General features: G+C 65.3%; 21 protein-coding genes and 1 riboswitch. Of the genes, 9 read left to right on the forward strand and 12 right to left on the reverse strand.

Annotation, left to right across the window (positions count from 1 at the left end):
- Positions 1–22: 22 nt before the first annotated feature.
- Positions 23–261: riboswitch (cobalamin riboswitch) on the reverse strand.
- Between the two features lie 497 nt (positions 262–758).
- From IFS44_RS20385 to IFS44_RS20400, 4 genes are read left to right on the forward strand one after another with little or no spacing between them, the layout of a single operon-like run.
- Complete coding sequence (locus IFS44_RS20385; RefSeq protein ID WP_244650483.1) at positions 759–2,915, forward strand: TonB-dependent siderophore receptor; 2,157 nt, start codon at positions 759–761, stop codon at positions 2,913–2,915.
- The gene (locus IFS44_RS20390; RefSeq protein ID WP_192099866.1) at positions 2,912–3,226 is read left to right on the forward strand and encodes a hypothetical protein; all 315 of its coding nucleotides are present in this window, start codon (positions 2,912–2,914) and stop codon (positions 3,224–3,226) included. The genes IFS44_RS20385 and IFS44_RS20390 overlap by 4 nt, the downstream gene beginning before the upstream one ends.
- Positions 3,223–4,827 carry a PepSY-associated TM helix domain-containing protein gene (locus IFS44_RS20395; protein ID WP_192099867.1) on the forward strand — a complete coding sequence of 535 codons (1,605 nt, stop codon included), beginning with the start codon at positions 3,223–3,225 and terminating at the stop codon, positions 4,825–4,827. The genes IFS44_RS20390 and IFS44_RS20395 overlap by 4 nt, the downstream gene beginning before the upstream one ends.
- Positions 4,824–5,183 (forward strand): DUF3325 domain-containing protein, encoded by a 360-nt coding sequence (locus tag IFS44_RS20400; RefSeq protein WP_051916716.1) that lies wholly within the window; start codon positions 4,824–4,826, stop codon positions 5,181–5,183. Before IFS44_RS20395 ends, IFS44_RS20400 begins: the two co-directional genes overlap by 4 nt.
- 125 nt (positions 5,184–5,308) lie before the next feature.
- Here IFS44_RS20400 and IFS44_RS20405 read toward each other — a convergent pair whose 3' ends face one another.
- Both IFS44_RS20405 and IFS44_RS20410 read right to left on the reverse strand, forming a co-directional pair.
- A complete protein-coding gene (locus IFS44_RS20405; RefSeq protein ID WP_192099868.1) occupies positions 5,309–6,658 on the reverse strand; it encodes a sigma-54-dependent transcriptional regulator in 1,350 nt (449 codons plus the stop codon).
- On the reverse strand, positions 6,658–8,403 hold the full coding sequence (locus tag IFS44_RS20410; RefSeq protein WP_244650484.1) for a sensor histidine kinase: 1,746 nt from the start codon (positions 8,401–8,403) through the stop codon (positions 6,658–6,660). The genes IFS44_RS20405 and IFS44_RS20410 overlap by 1 nt, the downstream gene beginning before the upstream one ends.
- Before the next feature lie 160 nt (positions 8,404–8,563).
- Here IFS44_RS20410 and IFS44_RS20415 point away from each other — a divergent pair, with 160 nt between their 5' ends.
- Genes IFS44_RS20415 through IFS44_RS20435 form a run of 5 tightly spaced genes read left to right on the forward strand, consistent with a single transcriptional unit; the run spans position 8,564 to position 11,559 of the window.
- A complete protein-coding gene (locus tag IFS44_RS20415; protein WP_107964564.1) occupies positions 8,564–8,887 on the forward strand; it encodes a hypothetical protein in 324 nt (107 codons plus the stop codon).
- 10 nt (positions 8,888–8,897) lie between these two features.
- Positions 8,898–10,175 (forward strand): SDR family oxidoreductase, encoded by a 1,278-nt coding sequence (locus IFS44_RS20420; RefSeq protein ID WP_192099870.1) that lies wholly within the window; start codon positions 8,898–8,900, stop codon positions 10,173–10,175.
- A complete protein-coding gene (locus IFS44_RS20425) occupies positions 10,168–10,641 on the forward strand; it encodes a DUF2269 family protein (RefSeq protein ID WP_192099871.1) in 474 nt (157 codons plus the stop codon). The genes IFS44_RS20420 and IFS44_RS20425 overlap by 8 nt, the downstream gene beginning before the upstream one ends.
- Positions 10,638–11,168: a DUF4166 domain-containing protein gene (locus IFS44_RS20430; RefSeq protein WP_342366520.1), complete on the forward strand. Its 531-nt coding sequence runs from the start codon at positions 10,638–10,640 to the stop codon at positions 11,166–11,168. The genes IFS44_RS20425 and IFS44_RS20430 overlap by 4 nt, the downstream gene beginning before the upstream one ends.
- Positions 11,161–11,559, forward strand: coding sequence for a thiol-disulfide oxidoreductase DCC family protein (locus IFS44_RS20435; RefSeq protein ID WP_192099873.1), 399 nt, complete (start codon positions 11,161–11,163; stop codon positions 11,557–11,559). Before IFS44_RS20430 ends, IFS44_RS20435 begins: the two co-directional genes overlap by 8 nt.
- Positions 11,560–11,819: 260 nt before the next feature.
- Here IFS44_RS20435 and IFS44_RS20440 read toward each other — a convergent pair whose 3' ends face one another.
- From IFS44_RS20440 to IFS44_RS20480, 10 genes are all read right to left on the reverse strand, one after another.
- Positions 11,820–12,551, reverse strand: coding sequence for an alternative oxidase (locus tag IFS44_RS20440; protein ID WP_192099874.1), 732 nt, complete (start codon positions 12,549–12,551; stop codon positions 11,820–11,822).
- Between the two features lie 745 nt (positions 12,552–13,296).
- A complete protein-coding gene (locus IFS44_RS20445; RefSeq protein WP_192099875.1) occupies positions 13,297–14,040 on the reverse strand; it encodes an acetoacetate decarboxylase in 744 nt (247 codons plus the stop codon).
- The gene (locus tag IFS44_RS20450) at positions 14,037–15,287 is read right to left on the reverse strand and encodes a patatin-like phospholipase family protein (protein WP_244650485.1); all 1,251 of its coding nucleotides are present in this window, start codon (positions 15,285–15,287) and stop codon (positions 14,037–14,039) included. The genes IFS44_RS20445 and IFS44_RS20450 overlap by 4 nt, the downstream gene beginning before the upstream one ends.
- Positions 15,235–16,017, reverse strand: coding sequence for a 3-hydroxybutyrate dehydrogenase (locus IFS44_RS20455; RefSeq protein ID WP_192099876.1), 783 nt, complete (start codon positions 16,015–16,017; stop codon positions 15,235–15,237). The genes IFS44_RS20450 and IFS44_RS20455 overlap by 53 nt, the downstream gene beginning before the upstream one ends.
- A gap of 184 nt (positions 16,018–16,201) precedes the next feature.
- Positions 16,202–16,765, reverse strand: a complete 564-nt coding sequence (locus IFS44_RS20460; protein ID WP_192099877.1) for an OmpA family protein — start codon at positions 16,763–16,765, stop codon at positions 16,202–16,204.
- Positions 16,766–16,768: 3 nt separating this feature from the next.
- Positions 16,769–18,157 carry an efflux transporter outer membrane subunit gene (locus IFS44_RS20465; RefSeq protein WP_192099878.1) on the reverse strand — a complete coding sequence of 463 codons (1,389 nt, stop codon included), beginning with the start codon at positions 18,155–18,157 and terminating at the stop codon, positions 16,769–16,771.
- Entirely contained in the window at positions 18,154–18,621 is a 468-nt protein-coding gene (locus IFS44_RS22835; protein WP_342366523.1) for an HlyD family secretion protein, read from the reverse strand. The genes IFS44_RS20465 and IFS44_RS22835 overlap by 4 nt, the downstream gene beginning before the upstream one ends.
- Positions 18,622–18,654: 33 nt before the next feature.
- Positions 18,655–19,248, reverse strand: coding sequence for an HlyD family secretion protein (locus IFS44_RS22840; RefSeq protein WP_342366524.1), 594 nt, complete (start codon positions 19,246–19,248; stop codon positions 18,655–18,657).
- On the reverse strand, positions 19,235–20,854 hold the full coding sequence (locus IFS44_RS20475; protein WP_192099879.1) for an MFS transporter: 1,620 nt from the start codon (positions 20,852–20,854) through the stop codon (positions 19,235–19,237). Before IFS44_RS20475 ends, IFS44_RS22840 begins: the two co-directional genes overlap by 14 nt.
- A 236-nt stretch (positions 20,855–21,090) precedes the next feature.
- Positions 21,091–21,924 (reverse strand): hypothetical protein, encoded by an 834-nt coding sequence (locus IFS44_RS20480; RefSeq protein WP_192099880.1) that lies wholly within the window; start codon positions 21,922–21,924, stop codon positions 21,091–21,093.
- Positions 21,925–22,064: the final 140 nt, after the last annotated feature.

The following is a 22,064-nucleotide window of genomic DNA, read 5'->3' on the forward strand; positions in this document are numbered from 1 at the left end:
GCGGCCACCCCCTGGGCCAGGCAAGAGCGACCAGACGCCGGCAGGTCTCCTGGCTCACAGGTCATCACACGATGCACGGCCTTCCCAGGCCTTTATGACAGAACGTCCGGCCCAGTGGCTGCCCCTCCCTGTGAAGGAAGAAGCGATATGCATCGCGCTCGCCGCTTACAGTTGCAGGGACAGCCTCGGCTTCGGGCGGCGAACCACCCTCACCGCGTTCCCTATTAAGCCCCTCTCGGGGCACCGACGCGATCATGCCGACCGTCTCCAGCGGAGCAGGTCAGCGGGGACGGTGTATCCTGACGAAGACGATCCGGCAATTGGTCGACGCGACGATCGCAAAAGTCCAAACGGAGTGTCGGTGCCCATTAACGAATGTCGGAAGTTGGGAAGCGACGGATGCGTCGAGAACGACCGGAATTGGGTCGAATTGCTTTCCATCGCGCGCTGAAATCAACAGGCGCGGCCGGCGAACCATAAGCCTCGTACGACATAATATTTTTGCGAATCCCAATAGGTTAAGCGTGCGCCTGCGCGCGCCCGTCTCAACGATCATAACAAAACTGTTATATTGCTAGTGACTCGCAACAGCATATGACATAGAGCCCTTCCGATAACGGGGGTTCAGTATGAGTTTTTCGAGTATATTGCTGGCAAGCGCAGCGTTTGTCGGGGCGCCTTTGCCAGCTCCAGCTGAGGAGCCAACGACCGTAGAAACGTCCACCGGATCGGACGACGCGCAGAAGTCCGACGAAATCATGGTCATCGGCAAAAGCTATGGTCGTGCGGTCGGCAAGACCGTGACGCCGCTCAAGGACACGCCGAACACCGTTACCGTGATCGATCGCGATCAGATCGAGGCGCAGAACCTGTTCACGCTGGAAGACGCTCTGACCGCGACCAATGGCATCACCGTCAATGGCGTTGGCAGCGAGGATCCGTCGTTCTTCTCGCGCGGGTTCGCGATCACCAATTACCTGATCGACGGCGTCCCGAGTTTTGCGTTCAACTTCCCGTCCGCCGTGCCGGACTTGTTCTTCTACGACCGGCTGGAAGTACTGCGCGGCCCGGCAGGTCTGTTCAGCGGATCGGGCAATCCGGCGGGCAGCATTAACATGGTGCGAAAGCGACCGCTCGACGCGTTCAAGATGCAGGCTAGCGCCGGTGCCGGCAGCTACGACAATCTACGCTTCGAGCTCGACGTCTCGACGCCGATCGGCACCAAGGCGGGCTTGCGGTTCGGTGCAATGGCACAGGACCGGGATCAGTTCTTCGCAACCGCGCACCGCAACCGCATTGACGGGTTCGCGGTCGGTTCGCTTGAGATAGGCGAGCGCACAACGCTGACGGTCGGTGGCTATTACGACCGCTTCCGTCCAGCGGTGCAGTCGGGCCTGCCCGGCATCATCGGCGGTGCGGACGGCAGCGACGGCAAGTTGCTCGACGTGAAGCGATCGACCTATCTCGGCGCCGAGTGGAACCGGTTCAACGCCGAGACCTGGACCGGGTTTGCCGAACTCGCGCACAAGATCAGCGATCGCTGGACTTTACGCGCGACCGGCCTGTTCACCGACGTCGATCGCGTCGACATCTACAGCTATATCGGCAACCAGCCGGTCACCGCGACCAATGGCTCGACCAGCCACATCGCTTATCGCGGCGACAGCAAGCAGCAGACGCGCTCGTTCGACTTCAACGGCATTGGCAGCTTCCCGCTGCTCGGGCGCGACCAGACGCTGATCCTCGGCACCGATTATCAGGCAAGTTCGGGCACGTCGTATTTCACGCGGTTGTCCAATTATGCGCGGATCGACGTGTACAACCCGGTGTCGCCGTTCGAGCCGCCCCTGAACCCGTATGGCGCCTCGCCCTATTATCCGGTGCAGGGTACGGGAGCGACCTGTCCCAGTTCCAGCACCACGATCACACCCGCGCCCACCAATTGCGTGCTGCAGGTCTATGGCGGTTCCTCGACCGACGTCGAGCAGTACGGCATCTACGGGCAGATGCGGCTGAGCCCGCTCGCCGGCCTGACGCTCATCGGTGGCGGGCGCGTGACATGGTGGGATACCACGACGACCACGTTGCTGACACCAAGCGGTGTCTTGCCGCCGTCGACCCGCTACGGGATCGACAACCGCTTCACGCCCTATGCGGGTATTGTCTGGGACGTAACGTCGCAGCTCAATCTCTATGCGAGCTATGCCGACAGCTTCACGCCGCAGGCGGCACCGGTCGGCCGGGCACGTCCCGACGGGCAGCAGATCGAGCCGCTGGTCGGCACGCAATATGAGGCGGGCACCAAGCTTTCGCTGATGAACGATCGCCTGCTGCTGTCCGCGGCGGCGTATGAGATCACACAGACCAACCGGTTGTTCAACGATCCCGACATTCAGACCGTCGTGCTTCAGACCGGCAAGGTCCGCTCGCGCGGTATCGAGGCCGAGGCGACCGGCGAGATCCTACCCGGCTGGCGGATCAACGGCGGCTATACCTACACCAAGACCAAGTATCTGGAAGACCAGACCACTGCGTTCGAGGGGCTGCCACTGGTGCCGATCGTGCCGAAGCACATGGTTAAGGCGTTCACCAACTACGCCCCGGTCGATGGGCCACTGGCAGGCGCGAGCCTTGGCGGCAGCGTGACGTTGTTCAGTTCGACCTATGGCGGCAATGCGGCGGTGTTCAACGCTGACGGTACGCTGCGCACCCGGTCCACCATCGTCCGCCAGCCAAGCTATGCGGTGCTCGACCTGCGCGCAGGCTATAAGTTCAACGAGCGGGTGGGTGTCTCGGTCAACGTCGCGAACGTACTCGACAAGAGCTATTACGCGCGCATCGCCGCCACCGGTCGCGGCAACTACTACGGCAGCCCGCGCACCGCGTTCGCGACACTTCGGTACAGCTTCGAATGACGGCGGGCGATGCGCATGCCCGTGCGCGCTGGGCGCGGCGCGGCGACATCGCGCTGCGCGTCGTCGCCTCCGTGCCGCTTGCTTATGCAACTGCGAGCCTGTGGGCGATGGCGCTTGCGCGGCTGCTGCCGGGGGATCGTGCCGAGGCGACCGTCACTGCCGCGCTGATCGCGCTCGCCTTGTGCGCGCTTGCGGCGCTGTGGGCGTTCGCGGCCCGTAGCGGCTGGCGCGCGATCTGGACACTCGGCCTCGCAGCGGCAGTTGCGGCCGCAATCACGTGGATATCGATCGACGCGACGGGGCGGGTATGAGCAAGGGCTTCCGTCAGTCGCAGGCGTTCCTGCACACCTGGTCCGGATTGCTGCTCGGCTGGATCCTGTTCCTCGTCTTTGTCGCCGGCACGATCGCGTTTTGGCGCGAGGGTCTCAACCGCTGGATGCGGCCCGAGATCGCGCGCGTCGAACAGCCGATGCGCGTGCTGGCAGGTTCGCAAGCGTTCCTTGCTCGCAAAGCGCCCGATGCGAAGAGCTGGATCATCCCGGTAGCGACGGAACGATCGCCCGGTGCGCAGGTCTTCTGGGTGCCGCAGCCGAAGCCCGGCGAAGAGCATGGCAGGCGGGGCAGGCGGGGCAGGCGAGGGCGCGGCGACACGCAGGCGCTGATCGGCGCCGACGGACAGGTCGCGCAGGCGCGCGAGACGCGGGGCGGGGATTTCTTTTACCGCTTCCACTTCGATCTCCATTACATGCCGGTGATCTGGGCACGGTGGTTGGTCGGATTCGCAACTATGATGATGCTGGTCGCGATCGTCAGCGGGATCGTCACGCACAAGAAGATCTTCAAAGACTTCTTCACGCTGCGACGTGCCAAGGGCCAGCGATCCTGGCTCGACGGACATAACGCGACCGCGGTGCTGGCGCTGCCGTTTCATCTGATGATCACCTATACCGGGCTGGTCACGTTGATGACGCTGCTGATGCCGTGGGCGGTCGTCGCCAATTATAACGATCAGAATACCGTGTTCGCGACGATGTTTCCGACCGCTTCGGTGGTCGAGCGGACCGGCCGTCCCGCACCGCTGATCGACCTGCGACTGATTGCCGCCGATGCGGAGCGCCGCCTCGGTGCCCCCGCCAGCTTCATTGAAGTCAGTGATCCCGGCGACGCCGCTGCGCGCGTGTCGGTCAGTCAGAGCGCCAGTTCGATGCTGTCCTCGCGGACGCCGCGGCTGACCTATGACGGCGTGACCGGGCGCCTCGTGTGGCGCTCGCCGCCACCGGGGGCGGCGGCCGAGACTGCCGGTGCGATGATCGGGCTTCATGCCGGACGGTTTGCGGGTAACGGCGGGCGCTGGCTGTATTTCCTGTGCGGGATCGCGGGCACGCTGATGGTTGCGAGCGGTCTCGTGCTATGGACCGTCAAGCGTCGCGAGCGCCTGCCCGATCCGACCCGGCCGCATCTCGGGTTCCGCCTCGTCGAGCGGCTCAACGTCGCAGTGATCGGCGGTCTCCCGCTCGGGATCACGTGCTTCTTCTGGGCCAACCGCCTAATCCCGGTAGCACTTCGCGGACGCGCCGATTGGGAGATGCACATGCTGTTCATCGCCTGGGCTGCCGCGGCGCTGACGGCCTTCGTTGTCAGGCCGGCGCGCGTTTGGCCTTCGCTATTCGCGGTGACCGGGGTGCTGCTCGTCGCATTGCCAATGTACGACGTCGTCGCGACCGATCGCGGGCTGTTCGCGTCGCTGGCGATAGGCGACATGATGATCGCCAGCATCGATGCGGCGATCTCGGTCTTTGGAATAGCGTTTCTGCTGCTTGCCCGCCGCGTCGCGCACCATCGCCCCGTTGCAAAGCGCGTTCGCAGGGCTAGAACCGCCACCGCCTCCAGGGTTCCGGAGCCCGCCGAATGAGCATCCTGTCACTCCTGCTCGCCAGCGCCGCGTTCTTCCTGCTTGGCCTGGCGACCGAGGCGCATCATCGCCGTCGGTTCGGGGCATGTCCGCAGGCAGCGCGGTGTAAAATGTTGCGGACCGGCGGCTGGCTTTCGCTGGTTGTAAGCGTCGCGCCCGCGCTTCTTGCCCGAGGATGGATCTTCGGGCCGATCCTATGGGCAGGCGCGATCATGGCCGGCGCCGGGATCGCCTTCCTCGCGCTCAACTTCGTTCCCGCTCGTGCGATGCGCGATCCGGAAATCCCTAGCCCATCGGTGAGCGCTTCCAGCCGCCTGTGTAACGGATTGGCCTGCAGGTGCGGCGCATCGATCTGATGAATGATTGGCCGATATTGGGTAGCCGACAAGAGCCTACGAATGTCGGCTTGTGGGTCTCAGTATCAGGGAAGGTGAAAACTGCCGTACTCTGTTCAGCGCCTATGGACTGACAGTCGACGAACCTAGCGCAGTCCCATCCGATCTAGCTTTTTTAGCAGGCCGACCCGCGAAAGACCGAGGTTGCGGGCGGTGTGAGTGTGGTTATGGCCGGTCAGTACCAGCGCCTCGGTGATACGGCGGTACTCAAGCGCTGCTATCTCCTCCTCGAGCGTCTGTGGCGTGCCGACGGTTGGCAGGTCTGCGACGGCGTCGCCGACGGCGAAGGCGAGATCGGCTGCGCCGACATCGACGCCGATTGCCGATCGAGGGGCCAACGCAGCCGCACATTCGACGGCCGAGCGCAGTTCACGGACGTTACCGGGCCAGCGCCGCTTCGCCAGCCAGTCCAGCGCGTCCGGTGCGAACTGGCCAGTGCCGTCGCTGGCGCGGCGTAGAAAAACCGTGGCGAGCAGGGACACGTCGGTCGGGCGTTCGTCGAGTGACGGCGTGCGCAGAACGACGCCCTTCAGTCGGTAATACAGGTCTTCGCGGAAGCTGCCGTCGGCAACGCAGGCAGCGAGGTCGCGGTGGGTCGCGGCGACGATACGGACGTCCGCGATACGCGGCTCGCGCGCGCCCACTGGCTGGAAGCTGCCGTCGGCCAGGAAGCGGAGCAGCTTGACCTGCATGGCCGCGGGCATCTCGCCGATTTCGTCGAGGAACAGCGTGCCGCCAGCTGCGGTCTCGACGAGCCCGGGACGGTCGCTCGTCGCGCCGGTGAAACTGCCCTTGAGATGGCCGAACAGCTCGCTTTCGAGCAGCTCGAGCGGGATCGCACCGCAATGGACAGGCACGAGCTTCCGGTCGGCGCGCGGGGAGGCAAAGTGGAGCGCACGCGCGACCAGCTCCTTGCCGGTACCGCTTGGACCGAGCACCAGAACGGGCAGACGGGTCGGTGCGACCCGCCGGAGCAGGTCGCGCAATGCGGCCATTACCGGTGTAGTGCCGATGAGTCCCATGTCCTCGGCACCGGTCTCGCGAGCCTTGAGCGCAGCGAGTTCGCGCGCGAGGCCCGCGCGTTCCATCGCGCGGGCGACGACGATGCGCAGGATGTCGGGGTCGACGGGTTTGGCAAGGAAATCCCATGCGCCGGCATCAATGGCCTTCAGCGCAAGCGCGTGGTCGGCATGGCCGGTCATGACGATGACGGGCGCAGGCGCGAAGCTGGCGATCAGCGCCAGCCCGGCTTCTGGATCATGGTGCGGTGGCATCGCGAGATCGAGCAGGACGAGGTCGGCGGGTGCCTCGGCAAAGGCGGCACGGGCGGCATCGCCATCGCCGACCACGCGGACGTCATGGCCGAGACCGCGCAGCCACGCGCCGGTGAGCCGCTGGAAGGCGGGTTCGTCGTCGGCCAGCAGGATGCCGCTCATTACATATCTCCGAAGGTAAGACGGAAGCAGGTCGACCAGCCAGGCCGCCAAGCGAGCGTGACGGTTCCGCCATGCGCCTCCATGATGCGGCGGACGATGGCGAGGCCCAGGCCGGTGCCTCCGGGGCGGCGCGAAACGAACGGGCGGAAGAGGTTGTCGACGATCTCGGGAGCGATGCCGGGCCCGTCGTCGCAGACGTCGATGAACACAGGGGGGCCCTCTGCGGCGACGATGGTGACGTTCGTGCCGAGCGCGCGCGCGTTGTCGACGAGGTTGGTGAGCACTCGGACGAGCGCCCGGCGGTCAGCCATGACGCTCAGGTCCTCAGGCACTTCGAGTCCGACGCCCATCTGCCCGACGAGCTCGATCAGGCGAATGGGCTGCGGCACCACCGTCCAAGCACGCGAATAATCGAGAATGTCGCTGACGAGGTGATTCATCCGCGCAACCTGTTCGCTGATTTCCGCGCGCACCTCGGACGGGGCACCCGTTGCTGCCATCGTCACGATCCCGAGAGGGTTGCGCAGATCGTGCGCGACGGTCGCGGCCAGTTCGCCCAGTTCGATCATCCTGGCTTGGCGTTCGACATCAACCAGCCGGTGCGCGGCTGCAAGGCGGCGCGCAGTTTCCTCAACGAGCCCGGCGAACCGGTCGACGACGTGGCGTGTCGCTGGCGGCGCATCGTTCCAGCCACGCAGGGTCACCGTTTCGCCGGTGACCGCCAATGACGGACCGTCGTCGACCACTGGCAAGTTCAGCCGCAGCACGAGCAACACATTGGCGATCGTCGCGAGTTCCGTCGTGTCGGTCGCTCCGGCTAGCTGGTCGCGCCAGTCTGCGACGTCGGCGTCGCTGACCCGGCCGCCGGGAAACACGACCGCATCAGCCAGCCGCTTGAGCGGGGCGAGCACGAGGATGCCGAGCGCAAGCGTCGCGGCGAGCGCTGCCCAGGTCGCTAACAGGCCCGCTGGCCGGCCGGCCAGCACGAGCGGCACCGTGGCGATGCCTGCGCTGACCGCTCCCGCCAGCGCCACGAGCAGAATCCAGACGAGCCCACGCCGAGCCCAAAGGTCCGTCGCCATGAAGCGATACCGCAGGATGCCGTAGAGCAAGGCGACCGAGTAAAGCGGCAGCAGCAGGACCGGCCAAGGATAGGCGTCGATCCCGAGCGCGGGGAAGGTGAAGCCGGTGAGTGCGACGAGACCGATCAGGCTGGAGACGAATACCGCGCCGGCCTGGCGGCGATGCTGCCCTTGCTGCTGCACCCAGGTCTGCGCGAGACGAAGATGGCCAATCACCGACAACAGGCCGGCGAGACCCAGCACGCCCCAGCCGACGATTGACGGCACGAACATGCCAGGGAAGCCGTGCCACGGCACAACCTTACCCACTCCGAATATGAGGCCTACGATCGTGGCAAACCCGGAGATCGCGTAGCTCGCGATCGCGACGGGCCGCAGCGTGCCGCACAGCGCGAACGCGAAAACCAAGTGGACAAACGCCGCGGCCGGCAGGGGGGACAGCGCGATCAGCGTCGCGGTGAATGGCGTCGCCGCCGGCCCAACGATCGCGGGGATCGCCTGCGCGATGCTCCAACTCGCGACGCCGACCAGGAACAGCGCGAGCAACCCCGAACCCGGTAACGCGCGCGCACGCGTCGCAACGAACAGCGCGAGCATGAGGCTCGCGACCGCGGTTAGACCAAGCGCGCCGACATAGGCGATGATGCCGATTGCCGTATCCATCGTTGACACCATAGCACGCAGTCCCGTTCACGACGTTAACATCTGCGGGGTTGCGAACCAGCCTAAACCACGCATTCTTGTTGGTTTTCGCAATTGGCATGCCATTCGCAAGGCGTCGGACAGCCGGCCGATATCCGGACGGCGTCAAAGGGGATCCGTCATGCTGCTACCCATCGCTGCCTTGCTACTGACCTACGCACTGACCGCATTGATCGCGATCTTCGCTGCCGTCGCCCTGTGGCGACCGCTGTCGATCCTGCTCGCCGAACTGTGCGGGACCGAAGAGCGGTCGCGCTTCTGGACGGTGTGGTCGATGGTGATGATGATCGCCACGCCAATGCTGCTCGTGTCGATGCGCTACGTCGCGACCGATCCAACTGAGCTGGTGCAGGGCACCGTTACGAGCGCGCTGTTCGGAGTGTTGCTGGCGCTGGTGGGTATGGGCTTCGCGGTATGGAGCCGCAGCCCCCGTGCCGACGCATAAGGGCCCGACGATGCATGTTCTCGTCATTGGCGCAGGCGGCTTCGTCGGGCGTCATCTGGTCGGGCGGCTGGTGGCGAATGGCGTTCACGTCACCGCCGCCGGGCGCGATCCGGGGCGGCTCGCGCAGGCGCTGTGCGGAGTCTCGACGGTCCGCGGCGACTTGGCGCAGGATAGCGCGGACGACTGGCTGCCGCGGCTGCGCGGAATGGATGCGGTCGTCAACTGCGCCGGACTAATCCGCGATGGAGGGCGGTATGCCATGGTCCACGATCAGGGCGCGCGGTCGCTGTTCGACGCATGCTATGCGTGCGGCGTCAGCCGCGTGGTTCAGGTCTCCGCGCTCGGCGCGGATGCCAGCGCGACGACGCGCTACCATCTCAGCAAGCGCGCCGCGGACGATCATCTTGCCAACCTCGATCCTAGCGGCGGCCGGATGGACTGGGTCGTACTGCGGCCGTCGCTCATTATTGGCCGCGGCGGGCAGAGCAGCGTACTGTTCGGCGCGCTCGCCGCTCTGCCGCTTACGCTACGGCTGGGACGGGGTAGGTGGCGCGTGCAGCCGATCCATGTCGACGACCTGATCGCGGGCATCGTGCGACTGTTGTTCCGAAAGGCTCCGATCGCGGCACGGATCAACGTCGTCGGACCCGAGCCGATGACCACGGACGCGCTGACCGCCAGCGTGCGACACTGGCTGGGTCTGGCACCTGTGCCCGTGGTACAGTTACCGCGATGGATGCTCGCGGCAGCGACGTGGCTTGGGATCGGGCCGGTGACCCGCGAAAGCCTGACGATGCTTGAGGCCGGTAACACCGGCGACGTTGATCCGCTGATCGCTGCGACCGGGCTGGTTCCCGCCAGGTTGGGCGTCGCGCTGGCGCGGACGCCAGCGACGGACGCCGACCGGCTGGCTGCTCGGCTAATGCCGCTGACGCCGGTGCTGCGCTGGTTGCTTGCTGTGGTCTGGCTGGCCGGTGGCATCGTACCGCTGGCATTGACGCCTGCGGCTACGAACCTAGCGCTGTTGGCGCAGGTCGGGCTGATCGGCACGCCCGCAATTGCCGCGCTCGTGGCGGGTGCCGTGCTCGATATCGCGATCGGGCTGGCGCTGCTGACTCGCGTGCGCCGAGCAGCGATGGCCGGGATCGTCGTGATGCTAGGCTATACCGCGATCCTTGCCACGACGATGCCCGACCTCTGGGCCGATCCGTTCGGCGCGCTCGTCAAGAACGTAGCTATCCTAGGTCTGGCGCTCGCTGTGCATGTCTTGGAGAACGACCATGGATAAGTATCTGCTTCTCAAGACCGTGCACATTCTGTCTTCCACTCTGTTGTTCGGGACCGGTCTCGGCACCGCGTTCCACGGCTTCATGGCCAACCGCTCTGGCGACCTTGCGGCACGACGGATCGTTAATCGCAATGTCGTGATTGCCGACTGGCTGTTCACTACTCCTGCGGTGATCGTGCAGCCGGTGACCGGCGTTTGGCTCGCTCGAATCGCCGGCTATCCGCTGACAACCGGCTGGTTGGCTGCTGCCATCGTGCTGTACCTGTTCGTCGGCGCCTGCTGGCTGCCGGTCGTCGGCATCCAGATCGAGATGCGCCGGATCGTCGACCGGCTCTCCGACGGCGAGGGACTGCCAGCGCGCTATTTTACGTTATCACGAACCTGGTTCGCGCTCGGCTGGCCCGCCTTTGCCGGCGTGCTCGTGATCTTCTGGCTGATGGTCGCCAAGCCGGACTTTGCGTGGTGACCGCGCTATTCCGGCGGTTGCTCGGTCCCGCGATCGATGGCCTCGCGCCCAGCCTGCGCGCGGTACATGACGAGGATGACGACCAGGTCTGGAAGGGCCTTGCCGAGATACGGGCGAGCGACAATCCGTTTGCGCGGCTGCTGTGCCGGATAATGCGTCTGCCAGCGCGCGGATCGGGCGTGCCAGTCACTGTTCGGTTTGAACGGCGCGGAGACGCCGAGCATTGGCATCGCAGGTTCGGCGATCGACAGTACCGCAGTACCCTGCAAATTCGGCACGGCCGCCTGATCGAACGGATGGGGCCAGCGGCCAACTCGTTCGATGTCTCGGTCCTCGATGGAGCGCTGCATATGGACTTAGTAGGCTTCCGGTTTCTCGGCGTACCTCTTCCGCGATGGGCGCGGCCGGCATGCCATGCTGTCGAGCAGGGGCAAGACCGCGAGTTTAGATTCGACATTCCCGTCGACCTTCCGCTGTTCGGCCGGGTCATTCATTATCGAGGCCGGTTGGAGAGAATCGATGACTGAGCATCCGATCATTCTCTTCGACGCCGAATGTGTGCTGTGCTCAGCGAACGCGCAGTTCGTCCTGACGCACGACCGCGCGCGCCGCTTCCGGCTCGCGGCGATGCAGGGCGAGGTCGGCGCCGCGCTGTGTCGACGGTTCGGGATTGACCCAGCAAATCCCGATACCATCATCGTCGTCCAGGGCGACCGCGCGCTGCGCGACAGCGACGCGGTGCTGGCGATCTATGCTGGGCTCGGTTGGCCGTGGCGGATCGTCGCCGCGGCTTGGCCAGTGCCGCGCAGTTTGCGCGATCCGCTATACCGCTGGGTCGCACGCAACCGTTACCGCCTGTTCGGGAGACGTGCGAGCTGCTGGCTGCCGCGTCCGGAGGACACGGATCGCGTTTTGTAGGCTACGCTCTTCGGTTGACCAGGTCGCCTGGAACGCGTTCGACGCTTCATGAACAAGCGTCTGAAGTTGGGAAGCGCAATACTCGGCGCGAACGACCGCAACTGGGTCGGCTGCTCGGGCGCTGGGCGAGGCAGGTATCGACCAGTTCAAGTCATTCCGCGCTTGAAGCTTGAACGTCCGCTAACGCCGGCACCAGTCATTCGCACGCAATTCAGTATTCGGACGGAACGCGGTTGCCGGCTTCATCACCTGCAAAGGCGTCAGGTGTGGTGGGCGGCGGTGCCGGGGGCGGCCGAAAGCGTGGGCTGTACGGCAGGGCCGTCCAACTCCGCGGCATGCCACGGATAGGGCGAGACCGCGCCGGGCGTCCTGCCCCCCAGGTCGGCTGCAAAGCCGTGGTTCACGTCGCGGTGATGCGCTTCGTCGGCGCGCACCACCAGCACCACGTCGCGCAGCGTGGCACTGTCGGGCAGACCCCAATAGCGGCGTGCGATTGCCGGCGCGGGCACGTTGGCGCTGCGCCCCGCATCGATTTCCGCGAGATAATGGGTGTAGCTGATCACCGCCTCTTCCTCGAAATAACCAACCAGCCGGTGCGCGGTCTTCGGGCTGGTCAGGTAGAGCGCGAAGAAGCCGAGATAGAAGAACCACTGCACGATCAGCACGATAAGCCGCTCGAACAGCGTCGGCTTGCACACCTCCAGGAAGGTCATGAGATGCATACGTTCGTTCTCGGCTTCTTCCATCAGGATGCGGATCCAGCCCTGATCGGACTTCATTTGCCGCAGGCAGCGCAGATGGGTGAGCGTGGCGCCGACCATGCCAGGCACCGCCGCCACCGTTTCCAGCACGATGGCGCGATGGCCATAGCGTTTGGCAAAGAATGTGTCGGCGAAGAACCGCAGGAGCCTCGTCACGGCCAGCGCGAAGCGATCGGAACCGCCATGGGCGGGATGATGAATGGAAAGATCAATCTCTGGTGGCGGGCGCATAATGTCACTCCTGATGGCCATGAAGTCGGGCGGGGCACCCGGCCAAGCGAAAGGCCGGAAACCGCCGCAATGCGATCAACTGGCTGGGCAAGTGCGGGGTCGGGTCGCGCGACAATCGTGACGTCGCGTTGCCCGCACTCGGCACCTCCAGTCTCATCGTCGAATTGCGGCGGATGTACCGGCGTCGACTGCTTCGGCGGCGTGAGCGCAGGTGATGCGCGGACGTCGCTTACCGTTAGCCGCGAGCACCGCCCAAGGTACGCGAAAGCGGCGCCATGCGGCCGCGCTCCAGATGTTGGGCGGAGGCATGCCGCCGGCGCCCCGGCGAGGTGAAAGGGAGAGGAATGGGCCGTTTATTGCCAAGCGGTTCCCGAGTGCGCTGGCGGAAATGGCGTCGAGGTCGCGCAGCGACGACACCCTCGCGAACGAGGGAGACGGAAGCGCGTGCACTCAAACGGAAACGTGTCAGCGAACGGCACGCTTGCGGGTGATCACGGCGGCGACGCCTGCGAGGGCCAGCACGACCGCGGCGACTACTATCTTGCGTGTCGCGATACGGCTGATGACGTTCATTTTGTTGTCCTTTGCTTTGGTTGATGTGTGGCCGGATGCAGCGCCATGTTGTGGACGCCGGTTATGGTTATGCCAGGAACATCTTCCGGCTGGGGGAGGACTGCGGCGCAGCGTGCGTGCGCATCACCTGACTGCGTAACCGGATCCGTCATCATGGGTTGTCCAGCGCCGCCTATGCGTCGTCGAGATAGTCGAAGACGACTTTGCCAAGTCCAAGCGTCAGGTCCGCAACGAAATGGGTCGCCGACACGAGTTCGCGTAGCGGCAGATCCGCCACCGGGGCCAGTGCATGGGGAACCAGCGACAAGGCACCGGGCCCCGTCCACACCCCCTTCAGGTGAATGTCCTCAAGATGATATTCGACGAGTTCGCAAATGCGCGCCGTTCCGTCGACGTGCGGAATGATCTTCAACAGGAAGTTGGGCGAGGCGAGAGCGCGCAACGTCGCTTCCGCGTCCCCCACCTGATACTTGTAGCCCATCGTACCCGTTGCGACGCGCACTGGCCCATAATCCAGCGTGCCGACAACCGTATCGGTCTCGGTCTGGAGGCTTGGGCCCGCGAGCTTCTTGGGGAAGCCCCATAGCTCCCGCCCACCCGCGATCGGCGGGTGATCGTTCAGGAACATGTTGAGTGTGTAGTTCCCGCGCACGCCCCGAAAGCTCACGGGGATGACCTGACCAGCTTCCGTGTAATTGCCGAAGCCGGTCGAGTCCGGCATGCGGATGAACTCGAATTTCACCAGGTCGGATGTGACTTCGAGCGGTTCGGGAATGACCGCGCGAAGCGTATCGGGATCGGTGCGATAGGTCAGGATGAGATATTCGCGGTCGCAGAATCGGTACGGCCCGGGCGGGTAAGCGGGTTGCGTCAGGGGCATCGCGAACGCCCGATTGCGAACGTCGGAAATGTTCACGAAAGCCTCCCGTCGGTGGCGATGTCGAACGTGAAGACGCCATCGGCACTGATCGGTCGCTCGAGCACTTCGGGATGGTGCAGGGTCCGGATCGTGTCCGACAGTCCCGCGGCCCAATGATCTTCCATGCTGCGCGCGGAAAACTCAAAGTCCTTCGAGCCTCCCTCCGTACGACGCGCCTGATAGATGAGCTGGATGATGTTGTAGACCTTGCGATCGGATTCGGGCGCCAGCAGCGCATATTCGGGCGTTTCGCGCAGATCATCGGGCAGCTTCGCAATGAGCGCGGTCAAGGCGCTGCGCAGATGCTGCTCTTTTCTGAACTGATCGGATCTTGCCCGGGTGCGGCTGGAATACTGGATTTCCTTTTGACGCGTCATCACCTCGGACATGGTACGGGGGATGGAGCCGCGCGCGCTCCACAGATCGACCTGGAAGGCGAGCGTATCCTGGCGCTCGGCGCTGTCGACGACCCATTGGAGCGGGGTGTTCGAAACTACGCCGCCGTCCCAGTAATATTCGCCGTCGATCTCGACCGGCGGCAAGGCAGGCGGCAGCGCGCCGCTGGCCATGATGTGCTCGGGCCGGATCACGTGCGTCCTATTGTCGAAATAGATCAGATTGCCCGTCGCCACGTTCACCGCGCCGACGCTGAAGCGCATTTCGCCCGCATTGATCCGGTCGAAATCGACAAGCCGCTCGAGCGTGGTCTTGAGCGACGACGTGTCGTAGAAGCTGATCGCGTCGAGCGTGCCGGTGGGCGCGAGATGGGCGGGTACCAGCCGGGGTGCGAACAAGCCTTCGGCGCCGCGCAGTATGGCGGCGGCAGCATACCACTGGTTTGCCCAGTGGCGAACCATGTCTCCCCCGAATTGGCTGGGCTTGCCGAACCAGTCAGACCAGGGATCGGCAGTCACGGTCCGCCAGAATGTGCGCAGCCTCTCGACGCGCATCTCCGGCGCGTTGCCGGCGATCAACGCGGCGTTGATCGCGCCGATCGAAATGCCCGCGACCCAGTTCGGGTGCAGTGACGCTTCGGCCAACGCTTCGTACACACCGGCTTGGTAGGCGCCGAGGGCACCGCCGCCCTGCAAAACGAGCGCCACGCAATCGAAGGGAGCCGGTTGCTGCATGCGCCCGGCCCGCCCAAATTGTTCGGGTTTCAATGCGATATTCATTGGACCGCTCCCTTGGCTATTGCATCGCCCAGCCGTGGCTGACGACCACCGACTGACCGGTGAGGGCATTGGACGGGAACGCCGCGAGAAACGTCGCACAACGCGCTACATCGTCGAGCGTCGTGAACGCCCCGTCGACGGTTTCCTTGAGCATGACGTCCCGGATCACTTGCTCCTCGGTGATGCCGAGTTCTTTCGCTTGCTGCGGGATTTGCTTCTCGACCAGCGGCGTCCGGACAAAGCCTGGACAGACAACGTTGGCGCGGACGCCGTGCTCGGCACCTTCCTTCGCGACGACCTTGGCGAGGCCGAGCAGCCCGTGTTTGGCCGCAACGTACGGCGCTTTCAGCTTGGACGCTTCCTTGGAGTGCGCAGAGCCGATGTAGATGATCGAGCCGCCGCGCTGCCGGGCGTACATCTGCTGGAGACACGCGCGGGTGGTGAGGAACGCGCCGTCCAGGTGGATCGCTAGCATGGTCTTCCAGTCGGCAAAATCGAACTGGTCGACGGGCGAGACGATCTGGATGCCTGCGTTGGAGACGAGGATATCGATCCCGCCGAACCGATCGCATACCGTGCGTACGCCGGCATCGACCGCAGCCTCGTCGGTGACGTCCATCTCCACGGCGAAGGTTGCGGCGCCGCTGGCATCGAGTTCGTCGGCCGTTGCACGCGCGGCGTCGATGTCGAGATCGGCGATGGCTACTTTTGCGCCCTGACGAAGGAACTCGCGGGCGATCTCCTTGCCGATCCCGCTGGCGGCTCCCGTGATGATCGCGGCTTTGTTTCTCAACTCCATTCGAACCTCCTTTGTGTCTGGCGCCAAATTCTTGGACCGAGGCGGGATCCCAAAGCGGGGCCGAGGGCTTCTGGCCGCGCCGAGCAACGCGTCGCGCTGCATGTCTAGAGACCCTTTGACCGTGGTCCGGAGGTGAGTGATCGTTAGTCCGGTTGATCTACGGACATGGCCCGGCGGAATTGCGCTATTCCGTCCGGCTCAGGACGAGGCTTACCCGCTGGTTGCGCTGGCGATTGCCCGGACTGTCATTCGGTGCGATCGGGTCCGAGGCCCCACGCGCTTCGGTGCGCAGCCTGTGCGACGAAATGCGACCATCGCGAAGCATGTCCAGCAAAACGTCTGCCCGAGCCTGTGAGATTGCACGATCGGCGGCTTCGTCCCCCGAGGGGTCGGTATGGCCGACGATGACCACTTTGACGTCGGGGTTGGCATGAAGCATCGCTACGAGACGCGGGACGCGGCCGCGCGATTCGGTTGTAAGTTCAGCGGTTCGTCCGACAAATTCCTGACCTCCGAGTTCGAAGGTCTTCTGCCCCGGTTCGCGGCTGGCAAGCCAGTCGACAAGCGCGCGTCCTACGGTGCCCCTGGGAGCAACCATTGTGGAGCCATCGGCCAGCGCAACAATCGCGGATGGATCGCCACGCATTTCTGTTTGTTCTGCCAGAGAGTCCTCGCTGCATCGCTCCATGGTCAGCGAACCAGCGACGACCAGCGCTATGAATAGGAAAAGCAAGATGGTGCGGGCCATGGATCATTCGTTCCATTGTGCTGAAGGTTGCCAACCGCCGCCAAGGGCCTGAAAAAGAGCCGTCGATGCGAGCAGGCGGTCGCCGCGCGTCTGCACAAGCGACAATTGCGAAGACAACAGGCTGCGCTCGGCATCGAGCTGTTCGAGATAGGGCGAATAGCCCTCGCGATAGCGGAGCTCGGCAAGCTGTTGGACCCGGAGGCGCGTGGCCTGCTGGCGCGTCAGCTCATCCTCCTGTTCCGCGTAGCGTTCGACCGACGCCATCCCGTCTTCGACCTCGCGAAACGCGGTCAGCGCAGCCTTTCGATACGCAAAGGCAGCCTGGTCGCGGCGCGCGGCCGCGCCGTCTGCCTGGGCGCGTATCCGCCCGCCGTTGAAGATCGGCGCCAGGATGCTTCCGCCCAGCGAGAAGATCGAAAGCGGATTGTCCGGGAGCAGCGAGGAAGCGACGAACCCGCCGGATGCCGCCAACTTGATGTCGGGCAGGAAGGCGGCGCGTGCCGCGTCGAGTGCGCGGTCGGCGGCGACGATCTGCTGCTCGGCCGCTGCGATGTCGGGACGCTGCCGAAGCAGGCGCGCCGGTAGCTGTAGCGGGGCCGTGGGGATGGTCAGCGCCGTGAGCGCCGCTCCGCGCGCGACGGGGCCAGGCGCGCGATCGAGCAGGATGCTGAGGCCGTTTTCGAGCCTCGCGATCGCAAGATCGACCGTCGGGATGGCCTGGGCGGCCGCCCGATACTCCGCTTCTGCCTGCGCCAGGTCGAGTTGCGAGCTATATCCGGCTTCGGCGCGGCGCCGAATAAGCGTCAGGGTGCCCGCGCGCGCATCGAGGGTGCGGCGCAGGATCGCCCGCCGCTCGTCGAACGTCCGAAGCTGGACATAGCCGCTGACCACGCCTGCGGCGATGGCAAGCCGCACGGTCTGGCGGCTATCATCGCTGGCGAGGAGCTGCGCTTTCGCGGCGGCGGCGCTGCTGCGCAGGCGGCCGAACAGGTCGAGGTCGAACGAAGCCTGCACTTCGCCCTGTGCTGCCCATTGCGCGATATCGATCCCGAACGGGTTGACGCTTCGGGTGCGACCGCCCGTGCCGACGGCTTGAACCTGCGGCATCCTGGCGCCGCGCGCAGCGGCGAACTGCGCCCGCGCTTCCTCGATGCGAGCGGCGGCAATCTCGATATCCGCATTGTGCCCCAGCGCCTCTTCGACGAGGCCGGTCAGCGTGGCGTCGCCAAACCTACGCCACCATTGCGCATCGACGACGACGTCCGATCCTTTGTGATCGCCGCGCCACTGGGCCGGCGGTGCCACCTCAGCCGCTGGCGGGATCGCCGGGCGGGGGCCGGCGCAGGCCGACACCAGAAGGGCAAGGCTGCCTATAACGAGCCGCCCGGTCATGACCGGACACTCGTGTCGATCCGGACCTCGACCGACATGCCCGGACGCAGGTTCCTTGCCTCCGCCGTGCCGGGATCGACCGCGATCCGCACGCCGATTCGCTGCGGGATCTTCACAAAATTGCCGGTCGCATTATCCGGCTTGAGGACCGCGAACTCCGAGCCGGCAGCAGGCGACAGTCGCTCGATCCGGCCCTTCAACCTTGCGCCATTCAGCGCGTCGACGGTCATGCTGGCTGGCTGGCCCGGGCGAAGCCGTCCGGTCTGGGTCTCCTTGAAGTTGGCGATCACCCAGCGATCCGGTGGCACGATCGCAAGGAGCTGCGACCCGTTGGTGACATAGGCGCCGACCCGGATGCCCACCTCGCCGAGAACGCCGCCTTCGGGCGCGCGGATCACGGTGTGCTCGAGATCGATCTCGGCGGCGTGCAGTTGCGCGCGCGCGGCTGCGACCTGCGCTTCCAAGGCGCCGCGGCCAACCTCGACCGTTCGGATATCCTAGCGGCCGATCTCGCTGCCGGCCTGTGCCTGGCGCAGTTGTGCCTGTGCCTGGGCGAGCGCGGCCAGCGTCTGGTCGCGCTCCCGCATCGAGATCGCGCCGTCGCGCGCAAGGTCGTTGGCGCGCGCCATGTCAGCCCGTGCCCTGGCAAGCTGCGCGCGTGCGCCCTCGACCCCGGCGACCTGGCCCTCGAGACCGGCCGATCGGGATGCCCGGGCCTGGGTAGAGTTGGCGAGCGCAGCCTCCGCCGCCGAGAGATTGGCGCGCGCCTGCGCGATGCGGGAGCGGTAGATGCGGTCGTCGATCCGCACCAGGAGTTGGCCGGGTTTCACGACGTCATAGTCGTGTACCAGCACACGCATGACATAGCCGCTCACTTGCGGGGCGATGACTGTAACCCGGCCGCGCACATAGGCATTGTCGGTTTGCTGATATCCTCCCGCAAACGGCGGCAGATCCCAGGCGGCGAGAACGAGGAGAACGCCGACAAGCGACAATGTCACCGTGGCGGCGATCCGTATCGGGCGCTTGGCGGCAGGGTGCCATTGCGCCGCCGCGTTCTCCGGCGGTGGGGCGTTGTCAGCTGCGGTCATGGGTCTTCTCTCGGGTGCGCGCGACGAGGATGTTCGCGAAGATGAACGCTGCTGTGGTCAGTGCGAGCATGGCCACGAACCTGAAGGTGTCGTTGAAGGCGATCACCGCGGCTTCGCGCGCCATCGCCTGTCCCAACAGGCCTGCGCCCTGTGCAGCGCGCTGGGCGGGGTCGACGAGCACGGAGGCCAGCGATGCACCGCCGCCGCCGATCCGGGCAGCGACCTGCGGATCGCTCGCCAGCATGTCGGCCGCAAGCGCGTTGCTGGCGTTGCGCGCCCAGATCGTCTGCATCGAGCCGAGCAGCGCAGATCCCATGAGCCCGCCGACATTCTGCGTGATGCTGAACGTGACGACGAAACTGACGAGGTAATCGCCACCCCGCTTGATCATGTGGAGGAAGCCATAAAGAAGCGCCGGTCCCACGAACACTGTGGTGCCGAAGCCGATCATGGCCTGGCTCATCATCAGTTGCGCAGGGCGGGTCAGCGTGGTCGCGTCGCTATCCAGCCAAGCGCTCGCGGCGATGATCAGGGCGGCGACGAGAACCTGCCAGGGGAGGCGGCGCTCGGACAGCGTCAGCGCGGCGGCAACGATGCCGAGCAGCATCGCGATCGCGACCACGGCAAACAGCGTCCCGAGCTGGTCGTTGTTGAGTCCGCCGAGCGTGAGCAGGCCGACCGCGCCATAGCTTTGCTCTGCAAGCGCCAGGCGCAGTACCAGCGCCGCGCTCGCGAACCGCAGAATGCCCCAGGTGCCGATCCATTCGAAATGCACCAGTGGATCGCGCCGGCCCGTCTCGTTCAGAAAGGCGGCGGCGAGCAGGCAGATGGAGGCCGCAAGCGCCACCCCGAGCCAGGGCGTGTCGGACCACCAGAGCGTACGGCCCTGACCGATGACTTGGCAAAACAGCAACAGACCGGCGGTTGCCAACGGGATCGTAAGGAAATCACGCGGCGCGAAAGCGGTGCTTTTCTCGCTGGGCGGCAGCGGCAGGGCGAGAATGAGCGCAAGCGAGACCAGCGCCAAGGCGACTTCGAGTGCGTGCAGGCCCCAAAGTCCGTTGCCGACCAGCACCTCGACGGGGATCATCCGGGCCAGCGGCGTACCGAGCTGAGAAAGCCCCATACCGATCACCGCGCCGACCGGCTTTGCCTTGGGCGGCAGGGCCTGCATCAGATAGTAAACGCCGAGGGTGATCAGCGCAGCCGCGACCATACCGCTGGCCGCGCGTAGGAACACGGCCGCCCAGAAGCTGGCGAAGCCGAAATGGACCAGGCCCGCAAGCGCGTAGAGGCCAAGCAAAATGCCGGTTACCTGGGGGATGCCGAACTGCGCCCGTGCCTTCACGAGCGAAAGGTTGGCTGCCGCATTCATCGCGACATAGATTGCAGGCAGCGCAGCAGCCTCGGCGACGTACAGCCCGAGCGGGCCGGCCACGCTTGCCGTGTTGACCGTCGTCAGTGCGTTGCCGAACGTCGAGGTCGCGGCGAGAAAGGCTCCTATGGCGAAATAGCCAAGACGACGGCTGGCAGGATGCGATGGTGAGAAGGGCGACCCTGCGAAGAGCGGTCTTTCTTCGGGCGTGAAGGCATGCTCCCCGCTCATGACGATGCGGCCGGCACCGCGCCGCCGGCCACGCCCGCGCGCTCGGCCGACGCGATGGTCAGGCGGACATGCGGGTAGGCTGTCAGAGGATATGCATTCACGTGTCGGACCTTCTGGCTGCGCCGAGCATTCGCCGCGCTGCAGGGTTATAGATCCTGACTCCCGGGGCGGGACGCGAGTGCCCGTTAGCGCGGCGGAAGCCCCAAAGAGCTAACCTGTCGACGTCGAAGCGGGCTTCAGGCGACCTGCGGAATGCCCCGTTCGCGCAGCGCGTCCCGCGGGAGTCGTTCGAGGATTGCCTCGGCCATGCGCTCCTGCACGTCGAGGTCACCCTCGCCGATAATGTCGATTCGATCCGACCACAGGATCTGGCCCCAGCGACTGGAGAGTTCCACGCACGCGCGGTGCACGGCCTGCACCCGCCGGATCGTGCCATGCAGCACCAGATCCGAACCGGCCTGCGCTGCGACTTCGTCGAGTGAATAGCGGCTCTCGCGAAACTGGAACATGATCGCCCGAGCCGCGACCCGCAGGTGCGTGTCCCGCTCCGCCGCGTAGATGATCTCGTCTGTCACCCCCGCCGCAAAGGCTTTTTCGTAGATGCAGAGCGCTGTGAACGGCAGGACTGCCAACATCGGCGGCTCCAGCTTTGCGCCTGTTGCCTCGACGGCAGCGCACGCCGCATCCGGGCGAAGGTGAAAGCGCGGCGCATAGCCTCCGGTAGGGATCGACACGATCACCGCGTCCTTACGGCCGGGGCCCGCATAATAGGCGGCAAGCTTGCGTCGCAATCGGCGCGCCTCAACCCGCACGGCGGAATCGATCCGCGGGTCATACTCGATGACGCCGCCATAGAGTTCGATGCCGATCACCAACTCCTTCAGTGTCGCCGCGCGGCCCGCCAGCGCTTCCTCCACGACGAAGTGCAGAAAGGCGTACAGCTTGTCCGAGCCGGTGAATGCATGGGCGCGAATCCGTTCCAGTTCTGCTCGCACGTCCTCTGGCGTTGGCAAATGAAGAATCTCCCCGACGCCGGCGTCGGCCGGCGCCGCAAGTTCTGCAAGGCGCATATACTGTCTCCCAGAACGGTACCGGACATCGAGCAAAGCTCGGTCCCCGTTGCTGCCTGTCTCGCATAGACGAACCGCCCCGAAGCCCCGACTAAACAGGTGCCAATCGCCGCTAATTCGCGCATACGGTTAGTGCTAAC

This window comes from Sphingomonas sp. CFBP 13706 (assembly GCF_014842355.1).
GTDB classification, from domain to species: Bacteria; Pseudomonadota; Alphaproteobacteria; order Sphingomonadales; family Sphingomonadaceae; genus Sphingomonas; species Sphingomonas aerolata.